We start from the raw sequence: 13,521 nt of genomic DNA, 5'->3' as shown, positions 1-13,521 counted from the left end.
CAGCGCGCGACGCCGCTGTTCTGTCGATCCGAGATAATAAACGTCACGCGGTGAGGGTCCAGCTTTGAATTTCCAGAAGACCAGATTGGCTGCGGGCCTGTATTTTGTTGCCACACCCATCGGAACCGCGCGCGACATTACGCTCAGGGCTTTGGACGTCTTGGCCTCTGCCGACATGATCGCAGCCGAAGACACCCGCAGTCTGCGCAGACTGATGGAGATTCATGGCGTTCCACTAGAGGGGCGGCGCATTCAGGCCTATCACGATCACAGCGGTGCAGGAGCACGCAGCAAGATCATGGGTGCGCTGGACCAGGGGCTTTCGGTGGCCTATGCGTCCGAGGCTGGAATGCCGCTGATTGCGGACCCAGGCTATGATCTGGGGCGGCAGGCGTCTGAGGCCGGGTATGCCGTGACCTGCGCGCCCGGCCCGTCGGCGGTTTTAACCGCGCTCACGCTGGCCGGATTGCCTACGGATGCGTTCTTTTTCGCGGGATTTTTGCCAAATGCGTCTGGCGCGCGCCGCAGCCGCATCGAATCGCTGCGTGATATCCCAGGCACGCTTGTTTTTTACGAATCGCCAAAGCGTGTGGCGGCGTGTCTGTCTGATCTGGCAGACGTTCTGGGATCGGACCGCCAAGCCGCGCTTTGCCGCGAGCTGACAAAAAGGTTCGAAGAGGTGCGGCGCGGCAGCTTGGGCGAGCTTTCGGAAGCCTATGAAGGCCAGTCCGTCAAAGGTGAAGTTGTTTTACTGGTGGATCGAAGCCATTCGCAAAGCGTTAACGAGTCTGACGTAGAAGAGGCACTGATCCAGGCCTTGCAAACCCATTCGGTACGAGATGCGGCGGATTTGGTGTCGCAAATGTACGAACTGCCGCGCCGCCCGATCTATCAAAAGGCTCTGAAGCTGGGAAAGGGTTAAGATGGCGCAGCGCTCGGTTCAGGGATCGGTTTCTTATCACTCAGGTCAGGCCGCTGAACTGCAGGTGGCGACGGACTATGAACGCCGCGGATACTCGATCGCGCATCGACGCTGGCGCGGCGCAGGTGGAGAGATTGATTTGATCGCACGTGATGCTGATGGTCTGGTGTTCATCGAGGTGAAGAAAGGCCGTAGCTTTGACAGGGCCGCTGCCCGGATCACGCGGCGGCAAACGGAACGAATTTGCGCCTCTGCCGCGCAGTTTCTGGAAAACGAACCAGGCGGGCAATTGACGAATGTTCGGTTTGATGCCGCCCTGGTTGATCACTCGGGGGCTGTTCAAATCATCGAAAACGCCTTTGGTCAGGCCTAAGCCCCATTGAACCCCTTGGCCGGCTGGGCCATGTATCTGGCATGAAGTTGAGGGACATGCCATGAAAATCGCCTTTCAAATGGACCCAATCGGGGACGTGGACATCAATGCCGACAGCTCTTTCCGCCTGGCGGAAGAGGCGCAGGCCAGGGGTCATGAGCTGTTCTTCTACGGCCCGGACCAATTGGCCTATCAAGAAGGCAGGATCACGGCATGGGGTCGGGATATGACGGTTCAGCGCGTCCCCGGCGATCCGGCGATACTTGGGCCAGAGCGCGAAGTTGATCTGGCCGATTTTGATGTCGTCTGGCTGCGTCAGGACCCTCCGTTCGATATGCACTATATCACGTTGACACACCTGCTGGACCGGCTCAAAGGTCAAACGCTGGTGGTGAATGATCCGTTTTGGGTGCGCAATTATCCTGAAAAACTGCTGGTGTTGGATTTCCCGGAATTGACACCGCCCACCACGATTGCGCGGGATTTGCAAACCATCAAAGCGTTCAAGGAAAAGCATCAGGACATCATCTTGAAGCCGCTTTATGGCAATGGCGGTGCAGGCGTGTTCCGGCTGGATGCGGGTGACCGCAACCTGACCTCTCTGCATGAGCTGTTTACCGGCTTTTCGCGTGAGCCGTTGATTGTGCAGAAATTCCTGCCGGATGTCAGAAATGGCGACAAACGCGTGATCCTTGTGGATGGCGAGGCCGTCGGCGCCATCAACCGTGTTCCGGCCGAAGGTGAGACCAGATCGAACATGCATGTAGGAGGACGTCCTGAGAAGATCGGACTGTCTGAACGTGATCTGGAAATTTGCGCTGCAATCGGCCCGCTTTTGAAAGAAAAGGGGCAGATATTTGTCGGCATCGACGTAATTGGCGATTATCTGACCGAGATCAACGTCACTTCCCCGACCGGCATACAAGAGCTTGAGCGGTTCAATGGTGAGAACATTGCCGAAAAGATCTGGCAGGCGATTGAGGCCAAAGTTTAAGCCATCACCTTGGCGCTGATGCGAAAGCTCAGCGCTTCGGCCACATGGGGCCGTCGGATATCGGGCGCGCCTTCAAGGTCTGCGATGGTTCTTGCGACCCGAAGAATGCGCTGAAACGCGCGGGCAGACAGGCCGAACCGGTCAGCTGCCTTAAGCAGCAAGTCCTTCCCTTCTGCATCGGGCGCCGCAACCTCTTCCAAAAGCTTACCCTCTACGTCGGCGTTCTGACGCACTGAATTGTGGCCGTCGAACCGGGCGGCCTGCACCGCCCGTGCTTGTTCGACGCGTGCGGCGACGGTGGCTGAACTGTCGCCCGAGGGCGGCAGATCGAGATCGGTGAATGCAACGGGCGGCACTTCGATCCGCAGGTCGAACCTGTCCATCAACGGGCCGGAAATGCGGTTTAGGTAGTCCTCACCGCATCCGGGTGCACGCGAACAGGCGCGGGACGGGTCGGTCAAGTATCCACATTTGCAAGGGTTTGCTGCTGCGATCAGCATGAAGCGGCAGGGATATTTTACATGGGCATTGGCGCGGGCGACCATGACTTCGCCGGTTTCAATCGGCTGGCGCAGGGTCTCCAACACTGTTCGGGAGAATTCGGGGAACTCATCCATGAACAGCACACCGTTATGGGCCAGAGAAATCTCACCTGGTTTCGCGCCCTTACCGCCGCCGACAATCGCGGCCATCGAGGCCGTGTGATGTGGCTCCCGAAAAGGCCTGGCGCGGCTGATCCCGCCTTCATCTAACAGACCGCAGAGGGATTGGATCATTGATGTTTCCAAAGCCTCAATCGGAGTCAATGGGGGAAGAATCCCAGGCAGGCGGGCCGCAAGCATGGACTTCCCAGAACCGGGCGTGCCGATCATGATCAGATGGTGCCGACCTGCTGCTGCGATCTCCAACGCGCGTTTAGCCCGTTCCTGACCTTTTACATCGCGCAGATCACGTGGGTTGGCTGCAAGGGTCACCTCACCCGGTTTTGCGGCGGCAAGCGGCGTCTGGCCCGAAAAGTGGCGCACCACATCGCCCAATGACCCTGCGCCAATCACCTGGGTTGCATCGACCCAAGCCGCCTCGGCGCTGGAGGCTCGGGGGCACAGCAAGGCGCGATCTTCGGACGCGGCGGTCATCGCGGCAGGCAGGGCCCCGACAACAGGAACCAGTGACCCATCCAGCGACAATTCACCCAATGCGACCGTTCCTTCTGCCGCGTCGGCAGGGATAATCTCAAGCGCTGACAGCAATGCAACCGCGATAGGCAGGTCGAAATGGCTGCCTTCTTTCGGCAGATCAGCTGGGGACAGGTTGATGGTGATCCGTTTCGAAGGCAGCGCGATGGCCATGGCGTTGAGCGCGCTGCGCACCCGGTCGCGTGCTTCCGAGACAGCCTTGTCGGGCAGGCCCACGATGGAAAATGCAGGCAGTCCGGGCGAAACGGCGCATTGCACCTCAACCGGGCGGGCATCAACCCCTTGAAACGCAACAGTATGGGCGCGGGCGACCATGGCAATCCTGTTCTTGGTTAACAGGACTTTGCTGCCATGGTTGCGGTTTAGGAATCGTTAACGGCGTCTTGCATGGCGATGAATTTTGGCCAGGCCTCGGGGTCTGCGGCAGTTTTGTCGCGGCAGAATGCGTTGCAGAAACCCCAGCATTGCCCATCGAGTTCCAGAAAATCCGTCGCTGGTTCCTCTGAATACGGGCAGCGCGCATTCAAGGAAGGGCCGGTTTCGACAGCTTTGGCAGTTGAAACACCACCAATTGGCCAGGGTGAAGAAACGGAGCCATGATTGTAGGGAAACGGATCATACTCAACTGTCAGTCCCATGGCTCGCCATTGCCGTACCGAGGTCTCGCCAAGCAGAAAGTGGCAATAGTCGAGGTTGGCAGCAGACACCGGCAGACCATAGCCCACAATCCTTGCCGCGACCGGGGTGTAGAACACATCCGCAAGTGAATAGGTTCCGAACAATGGGCCATCTGCAGCCCCGGATATCTGGCGTGCATGGGCCCACAGCGTTTCAACACGCGCCAGATCGGCCAGCGTATCCTGTGATGGGTTGAAGTCTTGCCAGGCGTGTTTCAGTTGCATGGGGCAATTTTCACGCAAGGCGCTGAAACCGGCGGTCATCTCGGCGCAGAGCCAACGGGCCGTTGCCCGTGCTGCCGCATCTTTTGGCCAAAGCCCGGCATCCGGATGGCGTTCAGCTAGCGTTTCGGCCATCGCCAGGCTTTCACCTACGACCGTTCCGTCGGGCATGCGCAAGGCAGGCACTAGCCGCGCGGGTGCGAGGGTTTGCATATCCTGCGCCATCGTGCCGGAATACAGCCCGATCATATGGTTTCGATAGGGCAGGCCAAACTTTTCTAGCATCAGCCAACCGCGCAAGGACCAGCTGGAAAACAGCCTGTCACCGATAAAGAGATCATAGGTCATGGGCCCACGATGGCGACGGGTTGGCAATTGGTAAATCAGTGATTTGTGCGCAGTAGGATCACGGACGGTGATTGATCGCCCCTGCGGACCAGCCTGTTCCCTCACAGGTCACATGGGTGACCGACAGATTGTCGATACGATGCGCAAAGGTCTGTTGTCCGTCCAGATCAAGTGCCCGCTGTACCTGCGTCAGGATCACCCCAAAATGGGCGACGATCACTATATCGCGGCCATGATGATCCGCGATGAGGGCGTCAACAGCGCGATCGACGCGCGCGCGCACCTGATTCCAGCTTTCCCCGTCTGGTGGGCGCACGTCACCGGGATTGTCCCAATAGGCAAAGGCCAGTTCGGCGTCTTCTGCCTCGACCTCCTTGAAACCACGCAATTCCCATGTTCCGAAATTGATCTCTCTCAAATCACGATGATGCGGCAAGCGTGTGCGTGCGCCTTGAATAGCGGATGCGGTATCAACAGCGCGCGATAGGTCTGATGAGACAACGACGGCGTCCTGAGGTAGGTAGTCATGCAGCCGCTTCAGGGCGGCGGTATCGCTCAGATCAGCGGGAAGATCGGACCACCCGACCATGGTTTTGGCATGGGTTGGGCCGTGCCGGACCAGATGCAACCGCGTCACGTCAGTGTGCCTTTCAGAACCATCGGCAGACCTGCTGTCACTTGAACCACCAACTCCGCCTGTGCCGCCAAGGCGATGTTCAATCGGCCCTGTGCCTCACGAAACCGGCGGGCCAAAGCGTTTTCGGGGACGATTCCGTGCCCCACCTCGTTTGATACAATGACGATTTGGGCCGGGCAATTTTTAAAGGCCTGTAGTAGAGCAGTCTGCGCAGAATGCAGATCACTTTCTGCCAACAGGTGATTGGTCAGCCACATGGTGGCGCAATCGATCAGGCAAATCTGTTCGGTGCTAAGATCAGTCAGAACGGGTGTCAGATCCAGTGGCGCCTCAATCGTATGCCAATCCGGCCCACGCTGCGCGATATGGTGATCGACCTTCGCACGCATTTCATCATCAAACACTTGTGAAGTGGCCAGATAAACGCGGCTTTTGCCCGACGAAACAACCAGTTGTTCGGCAAACGCAGACTTGCCCGATGCAGCCCCACCCAGAACAAAGGTTAAATCGGGAAGCACAATTCTTACCTTTCAAGTGATCCGGTCTGCTGGGTTCTGCGTATCGACCATAGGTCGGCAAGGCAAGCCCGGCCATCGAATATGAAATAGGGAGAGTTTCATGGCACTTGACAACGCGACCGACTTTTCGATGTCCCGGCGAGCGATGAAGGCCGAGTTGCTGGATGCAGAGACAGAGTTGAGGCTGGCTTATGCGTGGCGAGACGAACGCGATGAACAAGCCCTGCACCGTCTGATCACTGCCTATATGCGGTTAGCTATTTCGATGGCGGCCAAGTTCAAGCGCTACGGCGCGCCGATGAACGATCTGATCCAAGAGGCCGGCTTGGGCTTGATGAAAGCCGCCGACAAGTTCGATCCCGATAGGGGCGTGCGCTTTTCGACATATGCGGTTTGGTGGATCAAGGCCAGCATTCAGGACTATGTGATGCGCAACTGGTCGATGGTGCGCACCGGCTCGACCTCGTCTCAGAAATCCTTGTTTTTCAATATGCGCCGTGTTCAGGCGCGGCTGGAGCGTGAGGCCGCAACCGAGGGTCTTGAGTTGGACCGCCATCAATTGCACCAGATGATCGCCACCGAGATTGGTGTGCCGCTGCGCGATGTCGAGATGATGGAAGGTCGCCTGGCCGGGTCGGACTTCTCGCTCAATGCGGTGCAATCCGCCGATGAGGACGGACGCGAGTGGATTGACGCGCTGGAAGATGATCGAGAGCAGGCCGCCGAAGCGGTAGAACACAGCCATGATACCGAGCAATTACGCGAATGGCTGCTAACTGCGATGAAGTCACTGAATGATCGGGAAAGGTTCATCGTGCGTGAACGCAAGCTGCGCGAACCGGCACGAACTCTTGAAAGCTTGGGTGACGAGCTTGGTCTATCAAAGGAACGCGTACGCCAGCTTGAGGCTGCCGCCTTCACGAAGATGCGTAAGAACCTTGAAGCCCAATCGCGCGAGGTGCAACACTTCATCGCATGACACGGCTTGCGATTCTTCTTTTTGCTCTGGCAGTTACGGCAATCCCGGCGCGCCCGAGTAGTGCCGCTGACCTTAGCCCTGACGACGTGGTTTCTGCGATGCAGGCAGCGGATGTCGTGATATTGGGCGAGATTCACGACAATCCGGACCATCACAAGGTACAGACCGAGGCGATTGAGGTGATCGCCCCGTCCGCCGTCGTTTGGGAAATGGTCACCGAAGAGGGTGCACAACGCTTGGCGCAGACGGCGGCCTCGAATCCAGAAGAACTTGGCCGAATTCTGCGCTGGGCAGAAACGGGCTGGCCACCGCTCAGCATGTATTATCCTATTTTCCAGGCCACAGACGCACCGGTTTACGGTGCGATGGTGCCGCGCGCCGCAGCACGTGCTGCTATGGAACGCGGTGCGGCAACCGCACTTGGCGCCGATGCGGCGCGCTATGGTTTGACGGTGCCGCTGCCTGCACAGGAACAAGCGGCGCGTGAGGCGGATCAACTTGTGGCGCATTGCAATGCACTGCCCGAACAGGTGCTGCCGCAGATGGTTGCGATACAACGCCTACGTGATGCGGTGCTGACGCGGTCGATCTTGCAAGCGATGGACGATACCGGTGGGCCCGTGGCCGTGATCACTGGCAACGGTCATGCGCGTAAGGATCGCGGCATCCCCACCTTCCTGTCTCGCCTACGTCCCGGATTGAAGGTTTTTGTCCTTGGCCAATCCGAAGACGGGGTGATCGATGGCACCTTCGATGTGGTCATCGATAGCCCTGCAGTGGATCGCGAAGACCCCTGCCAAGCCTTTGAGGTGCAGAATTAACCGCTGGTACTACGCCGTGGCCTTGCCTAATGTCAGCGCCGACCAGAACGGGAAAGGCTGAACATGCTGGCTTCCAAACGTATCCTGCTGATCATCGGAGGAGGGATCGCGGCCTATAAGTCGCTGGACCTGATCCGCCGCCTGAAAGAGCGTGGCGCTGCCGTGACCACGGTTCTGACCCGCGCTGCCGAAGAATTCGTGACACCTTTGTCCGTGTCTGCCTTGGCGGGAGAGAAGTGCTATCGCGACCTGTTTGACCTCACGGACGAGGCCGAGATGGGCCATATTCAGCTGTCGCGCTCTGCCGATCTGGTCGTGGTCGCCCCCGCAACGGCGGATCTGATGGGCAAGATGACGGCGGGGTTGGCGAACGATCTGGCCTCGACCCTATTGATGGCCACGGATACGCCCGTATTGTGCGCGCCCGCCATGAATGTGCGGATGTGGGATCACCCGGCGACTCAACGCAATCTTGCGCAATTGCAGGCCGATGGCGTGCGTTTTGTCGGGCCAAACGAAGGCGATATGGCCTGTGGCGAATACGGCCCTGGTAGAATGTCTGAACCGTTGGAGATTGTTGCCGCTATCGAAGCGCAAATGGCAGATGGTCCGCTGCAAGGGAAACGTATCCTTGTGACATCAGGCCCGACACATGAACCGATCGATCCCGTACGCTACATCGCCAACCGATCCTCGGGCGCGCAGGGTACGGCGGTGGCACGGGCTTTGGCGGCCTTGGGCGCAGATGTGACATTTGTCACCGGGCCGGCAGATGTGCCGCCCCCCGAAGGCGTGCAGGTTGTGCGCGTTAAAACAGCTCAGCAGATGTCAGACGCGGTGGATGCGGCCCTGCCCGTGGATGTGGGTGTATTTGCGGCGGCTGTGGCGGATTGGCGAGTGGTCAGTGCATCAGATCGGAAGCTGAAGAAAACGCAGGATGGCTTGCCCGCGCTGGAGTTTTCCGAAAATCCGGACATCTTGAAACGTGTCTCACACATGGATCACGGACGTCCGATGTTGGTTGTTGGCTTTGCCGCAGAAACCAACGACGTTCTTGAACATGCAACGGCAAAGCGCCAGCGCAAAGGGTGTGACTGGATCGTTGCCAATGATGTCAGCCCCCAGACCGGCATCATGGGCGGCACAGAGAATGCAGTTCTGCTGATTTCGGATGCTGGTACCGAAGAATGGCCGCGCATGGGCAAGGATGCGGTTGCGGCGCGACTGGCGCAAAAGATTGCTGAGGCTTTGAGCAACTGATGCCCCCAGCCTTGAACAAAGAGGTACAATGATGGTTGCAATCCGTGTGATCCGCGAGGCTGGTGCAGATGCCTCGGTTGCGTTGCCGTCCTATGAGACGAGCGGAGCCGCAGGGGCAGACGTGCGTGCAAACCTGCCGGATGGTGCCTCAATCACTCTGGAACCGGGACAGCGTGCGCTGATCCCGACGGGGCTGCGGATCGAGATTCCCGAAGGGTTTGAAGTGCAGGTCAGGCCGCGTTCCGGGCTTGCGCTGAAGCACGGTATCACGCTGCCAAACACGCCGGGTACCATCGACAGCGACTATCGCGGGCCACTGGGTGTGATCCTGATGAACGCGGGGCATGAGAGTTTCGAAGTTGCGCATGGCGAACGCATTGCGCAACTGGTCGTTGCCCCGGTTGTTCAGGCAGATTTTCAGTTTGCAGATGAACTCAGCGAAACCGAACGCGGATCAGGCGGGTTCGGGTCCACCGGGCGCGGCTGATGCTGCTGGTTCTGCTGCTTGCCGCGGGGCTTTGGGGCGTCGGCTATGTCGCGGGCATTTCCCGCAGCGCACGAATGGTTTCTGTGGGCGTTTTGCTGACGGGTGTCATCTTAGCACAGCTGGTTCTGCCGAATGGCAACCCCCTACGCGAGGCGACGGGCGGGTCCGCCGCGATGTGGCTGATCCTGGCGGGGTGCGTCGGGTTGGCTCTGGGCTATGGCAAGATTCTCAAGGCCCTGCGCAGCCGCGCCACATCCGCGTCTGAACAAGACCCTCAGGTGCGTTCTGATCGGTTCTCGGAAACCGAACTCGACCGCTATGCCCGCCACATCGTGCTGCGCGAATTGGGTGGGCCGGGGCAGAAGAAGATGAAACAGGCCCGCGTGTTGGTGATTGGCGCAGGGGGTCTGGGCGCACCGGCCTTGCAATATCTGGCCGCTGCGGGTGTCGGCACGCTCGGCGTGATCGACGACGATGTGGTCGAAAATGCCAACTTGCAACGACAGGTCATTCACCGCGATGCCGATATCGGAATGCCCAAGGTTTTTTCCGCACAGCAGGCAATGGTAGCGCAGAACCCCAACGTAACGGTACTGCCATATAACCGCCGCCTGACCGTAGAGATCGCGGCTGATCTGTTCGCTGATTTCGATCTGATCCTAGACGGAACGGACAACTTCGATACCCGCTATCTGGCCAACAAAACGGCTGTTGAACTGGGCAAACCGCTGATTTCCGGCGCCCTATCGCAATGGGAAGGGCAATTGAGCGTTTTTGATCCAGTAACCTCAGGCCCGTGCTACCAGTGCGTCTTCCCCGAAGCGCCTGCCGCCGGGCTCGCCCCATCCTGTGCCGAGGCAGGGGTGATCGGGCCGCTGCCCGGCGTGGTCGGGTCGATGATGGCGGTCGAGGCGATCAAAGTGATCACAGGTGCCGGTGCCGCCTTGCGCGGTGAGATGTTGATCTATGATGCGCTTTATGGGGAAAGCCGCAAGATCACCCTGTCGAAACGCACCGATTGCCCGATTTGCGGGCAGGTTGGGACTTAGTTTCGAAGTCAAAATTCACTCCCCCTCTGGACCACTGCTGACCCTCTACATAGCTTGGGGGCAAAGGAGACCTGCATGACCAACCCGATCCTGTCCGACTGGACCACGCCTTTTGAGATCGCCCCGTTTACCGCGATTTCAGATGGGGATTTCGCGCCTGCGTTGGACGAGGCGATGGCCGCGCACAACGCACAGATCGACGCTATTGCTGACAACCCGGACGTGCCCAGCTTTGCCAACACAATCGAAGCGCTTGAAGCGGCGGGTGAGCAGTTGGACAGGGTCCTGTCGGTGTTTTTCACCGTGGCGGGCGCTGACAGCAACCCGAAACGCGAGGAATTGCAGCGGGAGTTTTCACCGAAGCTTTCTGCGCATTTCTCGGGCATTTCATCGAACAAGGATTTGTTCCGCCGTGTGGCCGACCTTTGGCACCGGCGCGATGATCTGGACCTGAGTGACGAACAAGCCCGCGTTCTGATGCTGACCCATCGCGGCTTTGTCCGTGCGGGTGCTGCGCTTGAGGGCGAGGCCGATGCCCGGATGCAAGAGGTAAAGTCTCGCCTCGCCTCGTTGGGCACTTCTTTCACCCAGAATCTGCTGGCGGATGAGCGTGATTGGTTCATGGAACTGGCCGAGGAAGATCTGGACGGCCTGCCAGATTTCGTCATCGCTGCCGCACGCGCGGCAGGTGAGGAAAAGGGTGCGAACGGGCCGGTTGTGACCCTGTCCCGCTCGCTGATCGTGCCATTTCTGCAATTCTCATCCCGCCGCGACCTGCGGGAAAAAGCCTATCGCGCCTGGGCCGCGCGGGGGGCAAATGGGAACGAGACCGACAACCGCGAGATTGCAGCCGAAATCCTGACCCTGCGGGAAGAACGCGCCAAGTTGCTGGGCTATGACAGCTTTGCGGAGTTCAAACTGGAAACCGAGATGGCCCGCTCGCCAGACCGCGTGCGCGATCTGTTGATGCAGGTTTGGGAACCCGCCAAAGCCCGCGCCGATGCGGATGCCGATATCCTGACGGCTATGATGCAAGAGGATGGCGTCAATGGCCCGCTGGAAGCCTGGGACTGGCGCTACTATGCCGAGAAGCGCCGCAAGGCTGAGCATGACCTGGATGAGGCGGCGCTGAAACCGTACCTGCAGCTGGATCGGATGATTGAGGCTTCGTTTGCCTGTGCCAACCGTCTGTTCGGGCTGGAGTTCGCGTCGCTGGATGCGCCGCTTTACCACCCCGATTGCCGCGCGTGGGAGGTGACGCGCAACGGGAAGCACGTGGCGGTTTTCATTGGGGATTACTTTGCGCGTGGTTCGAAACGGTCGGGCGCGTGGTGCAGCGCCATGCGGGCGCAGGCGAAGTTCCCCGAAGAACAGACCCCCGTCGTAATCAACGTGTGCAACTTCGCCAAGGGTGATCCAGCGCTGCTGTCCTATGATGACGCCCGGACCCTGTTCCACGAGTTCGGCCATGCGCTGCATCAGATGCTATCGAACGTGACCTATGAAAGTATTTCGGGCACATCCGTCGCGCGGGATTTCGTCGAACTGCCCAGCCAGCTTTATGAACACTGGCTGGAAGTGCCCGAGGTTCTGGCCGAATACGCCACCCATGCCGAGACGGGTGAGCCGATGCCTCAGGCGATGTTGGAGAAGGTGCTGAAGGCAGCCAATTTCGATCAGGGGTTCCAGACGGTCGAATATGTGGCCTCGGCCTTGGTTGATCTGGCCTTTCATGAAGGTTCGGCCCCTGCTGATCCGATGTCAAAACAGGCCGAGGTATTGGCAGAAATCGGCATGCCGAACGCCATCGGAATGCGCCACGCCACCCCGCATTTCGCCCATGTCTTTGCGGGCGACGGGTACAGCGCGGGCTACTACAGCTACATGTGGTCCGAGGTTATGGATGCTGACGCCTTCGCAGCCTTCGAAGAGGCCGGAGGGGCCTTTGACCCCGAACGCGCCAAGGCGCTGGAGGAGAATATCCTCTCCACCGGCGGATCGCGCGAGGCCGAGGATCTGTATCTGGCCTTCCGTGGCCGATTGCCGGGTGTCGAGGCTTTGTTAAAAGGGCGCGGGTTGATCGCAGCCTAACTGGATCTGGCCGTCAGTATCCCAACTGGCGGTCCACCAGATGCACGAAAGGCTCACCAGCTTCGCCGCGCTGGATATTTTCGCAGATCACCTGTGCCGCCGTAACCGGCCGGGTCTCGGATGCGATATGCGGGGTGACGGTGACGTTTGGATGTTCCCAATAAGGGTGTTCGAGTGGCAGCGGTTCGACCCGAAACACATCCAGCGTGGCGTGTCCGACTTGCCCGGTGTTCAGCGCATCCAGCAGGGCGTTGTCATCGATCAGAGGCCCGCGCCCCGGATTGATGATCTTTGCCCCTTTCGGCATCAGCGCCAATGTCTCGGCGTTCAGAGTGTTTTCCGTAGCAGGCGTGTCTGGCAACAGCAGCACGACGATTTCGGCCTGAGACAAAGCGGTACGTAAACCGTCGGTCCCATGCAGACAGGTCACGCCTTGGATGTCCTTTTGGGTGCGGCTCCAACCCAAGACGCGAAAGTTCAAAGCGGCCAGCGCCTGCGCCACTGCTTGCCCCAACTCTCCCAACCCCAGCACGCAGACCGTGCGCTCGGTCGCCAAGGGCGGTGCGGTCGGGGTCCATGCGCCGTCTTGCACGGTGATATGGGCATCCATGCCCAGATGATACCGTAAGGTGTGGCCCAGGGCCCACTCGGTCATGCCCTGAGTTAACCCATTATCGACCATGCGAGCCAGCGGAACGGTTAGGGTTTCGTTGTCGGCGATGCTCTCAACCCCGGCCCAGAGGCTCAGCACGGCCTTCAGCCTTGAATAGGGCGTGAAGTCCAGCAGGCCACCATTTGGCGCGTAAACGACATAATCGACCTGATCCGGTTCCATGTTTGTGGCCAGATTCACATCCAACCGGGCCTCGGCCAGACCGTTTGTCAAAAGCGGTTCATAGACCGGCCACAGTTCAGGGCGCGCAGAGAACAGGACGTTGACGGGCATG

General features: G+C 59.2%; 14 protein-coding genes. 9 read left to right on the top strand and 5 right to left on the bottom strand.

The features are described from left to right. The first annotated feature begins 64 nt into the window (after nt 1-64). The 3 genes from rsmI to gshB all read left to right on the top strand — a co-directional run bounded on the left by rsmI (nt 65) and on the right by gshB (nt 2,289). Entirely contained in the window at nt 65-922 is an 858-nt protein-coding gene (gene rsmI / locus ABLN87_RS16080; protein WP_353011895.1) for a 16S rRNA (cytidine(1402)-2'-O)-methyltransferase, read from the top strand. Nucleotide 923: 1 nt separating this feature from the next. Next, the gene (locus tag ABLN87_RS16075; RefSeq protein ID WP_353011892.1) at nt 924-1,295 is read left to right on the top strand and encodes a YraN family protein; all 372 of its coding nucleotides are present in this window, start codon (nt 924-926) and stop codon (nt 1,293-1,295) included. Between the two features lie 61 nt (nt 1,296-1,356). After that, nucleotides 1,357-2,289 (top strand): glutathione synthase, encoded by a 933-nt coding sequence (gene gshB / locus ABLN87_RS16070; protein WP_353011889.1) that lies wholly within the window; start codon nt 1,357-1,359, stop codon nt 2,287-2,289. Here the strand turns inward: gshB and ABLN87_RS16065 are convergent. Genes ABLN87_RS16065 through cobU form a run of 4 tightly spaced genes read right to left on the bottom strand, consistent with a single transcriptional unit; the run spans nt 2,286 to nt 5,887 of the window. Then, nucleotides 2,286-3,800 carry a YifB family Mg chelatase-like AAA ATPase gene (locus tag ABLN87_RS16065; protein ID WP_353011886.1) on the bottom strand — a complete coding sequence of 505 codons (1,515 nt, stop codon included), beginning with the start codon at nt 3,798-3,800 and terminating at the stop codon, nt 2,286-2,288. The two genes, gshB and ABLN87_RS16065, sit on opposite strands and share 4 nt — an antisense overlap. Nucleotides 3,801-3,847: 47 nt before the next feature. Continuing rightward, the gene (locus tag ABLN87_RS16060; protein ID WP_353011884.1) at nt 3,848-4,732 is read right to left on the bottom strand and encodes a glutathione S-transferase; all 885 of its coding nucleotides are present in this window, start codon (nt 4,730-4,732) and stop codon (nt 3,848-3,850) included. Nucleotides 4,733-4,790: 58 nt separating this feature from the next. Continuing rightward, nucleotides 4,791-5,369, bottom strand: coding sequence for a histidine phosphatase family protein (locus tag ABLN87_RS16055; RefSeq protein WP_353011881.1), 579 nt, complete (start codon nt 5,367-5,369; stop codon nt 4,791-4,793). Continuing rightward, entirely contained in the window at nt 5,366-5,887 is a 522-nt protein-coding gene (cobU, locus tag ABLN87_RS16050; protein WP_353011878.1) for a bifunctional adenosylcobinamide kinase/adenosylcobinamide-phosphate guanylyltransferase, read from the bottom strand. The genes ABLN87_RS16055 and cobU overlap by 4 nt, the downstream gene beginning before the upstream one ends. 100 nt (nt 5,888-5,987) lie before the next feature. Between cobU and ABLN87_RS16045 the strand changes: the two genes are divergently transcribed. From ABLN87_RS16045 to ABLN87_RS16020, 6 genes are all read left to right on the top strand, one after another. Next, entirely contained in the window at nt 5,988-6,866 is an 879-nt protein-coding gene (locus tag ABLN87_RS16045; protein ID WP_353011876.1) for an RNA polymerase factor sigma-32, read from the top strand. Next, nucleotides 6,863-7,687 (top strand): ChaN family lipoprotein, encoded by an 825-nt coding sequence (locus tag ABLN87_RS16040; protein WP_353011873.1) that lies wholly within the window; start codon nt 6,863-6,865, stop codon nt 7,685-7,687. The genes ABLN87_RS16045 and ABLN87_RS16040 overlap by 4 nt, the downstream gene beginning before the upstream one ends. A gap of 63 nt (nt 7,688-7,750) precedes the next feature. Further along, nucleotides 7,751-8,947 (top strand): bifunctional phosphopantothenoylcysteine decarboxylase/phosphopantothenate--cysteine ligase CoaBC, encoded by a 1,197-nt coding sequence (gene coaBC / locus ABLN87_RS16035; RefSeq protein WP_353011870.1) that lies wholly within the window; start codon nt 7,751-7,753, stop codon nt 8,945-8,947. 31 nt (nt 8,948-8,978) lie between these two features. After that, nucleotides 8,979-9,434, top strand: a complete 456-nt coding sequence (gene dut, locus ABLN87_RS16030) for a dUTP diphosphatase (protein WP_353012101.1) — start codon at nt 8,979-8,981, stop codon at nt 9,432-9,434. Next, entirely contained in the window at nt 9,434-10,483 is a 1,050-nt protein-coding gene (locus tag ABLN87_RS16025; RefSeq protein WP_353011868.1) for a HesA/MoeB/ThiF family protein, read from the top strand. Before dut ends, ABLN87_RS16025 begins: the two co-directional genes overlap by 1 nt. Before the next feature lie 75 nt (nt 10,484-10,558). Continuing rightward, on the top strand, nt 10,559-12,574 hold the full coding sequence (locus ABLN87_RS16020; RefSeq protein ID WP_353011865.1) for a M3 family metallopeptidase: 2,016 nt from the start codon (nt 10,559-10,561) through the stop codon (nt 12,572-12,574). A 13-nt stretch (nt 12,575-12,587) separates the two neighbouring features. Here ABLN87_RS16020 and ABLN87_RS16015 read toward each other — a convergent pair whose 3' ends face one another. Beyond that, entirely contained in the window at nt 12,588-13,520 is a 933-nt protein-coding gene (locus tag ABLN87_RS16015) for a 2-hydroxyacid dehydrogenase (protein WP_353011862.1), read from the bottom strand. Between the last annotated feature and the right edge of the window lies 1 nt (nt 13,521).

It is taken from the genome of Ruegeria sp. SCP10 (assembly GCF_040329495.1).
Taxonomy (GTDB): Bacteria; Pseudomonadota; Alphaproteobacteria; order Rhodobacterales; family Rhodobacteraceae; genus Ruegeria.
The sequence above is the reverse complement of the archived record's forward strand: the minus strand, read 5'-3'. Positions and strand labels throughout refer to the sequence as shown.

What these genes read in the sequence shown, in the direction of transcription:
- ABLN87_RS16075 (WP_353011892.1), top strand. Translation starts at nt 924, where the DNA reads ATGGCGCAGCGCTCGGTTCAGGGATCGGTTTCTTATCACTCAGGTCAG.
- ABLN87_RS16045 (WP_353011876.1), top strand. Translation starts at nt 5,988, where the DNA reads ATGGCACTTGACAACGCGACCGACTTTTCGATGTCCCGGCGAGCGATG.
- dut (WP_353012101.1), top strand. Translation starts at nt 8,979, where the DNA reads ATGGTTGCAATCCGTGTGATCCGCGAGGCTGGTGCAGATGCCTCGGTT.
- gshB (WP_353011889.1), top strand. Translation starts at nt 1,357, where the DNA reads ATGAAAATCGCCTTTCAAATGGACCCAATCGGGGACGTGGACATCAAT.
- ABLN87_RS16065 (WP_353011886.1), bottom strand. Translation starts at nt 3,800, where the DNA reads ATGGTCGCCCGCGCCCATACTGTTGCGTTTCAAGGGGTTGATGCCCGC.
- ABLN87_RS16015 (WP_353011862.1), bottom strand. Translation starts at nt 13,520, where the DNA reads ATGCCCGTCAACGTCCTGTTCTCTGCGCGCCCTGAACTGTGGCCGGTC.
- ABLN87_RS16025 (WP_353011868.1), top strand. Translation starts at nt 9,434, where the DNA reads ATGCTGCTGGTTCTGCTGCTTGCCGCGGGGCTTTGGGGCGTCGGCTAT.
- ABLN87_RS16040 (WP_353011873.1), top strand. Translation starts at nt 6,863, where the DNA reads ATGACACGGCTTGCGATTCTTCTTTTTGCTCTGGCAGTTACGGCAATC.
- ABLN87_RS16020 (WP_353011865.1), top strand. Translation starts at nt 10,559, where the DNA reads ATGACCAACCCGATCCTGTCCGACTGGACCACGCCTTTTGAGATCGCC.
- ABLN87_RS16060 (WP_353011884.1), bottom strand. Translation starts at nt 4,732, where the DNA reads ATGACCTATGATCTCTTTATCGGTGACAGGCTGTTTTCCAGCTGGTCC.
- coaBC (WP_353011870.1), top strand. Translation starts at nt 7,751, where the DNA reads ATGCTGGCTTCCAAACGTATCCTGCTGATCATCGGAGGAGGGATCGCG.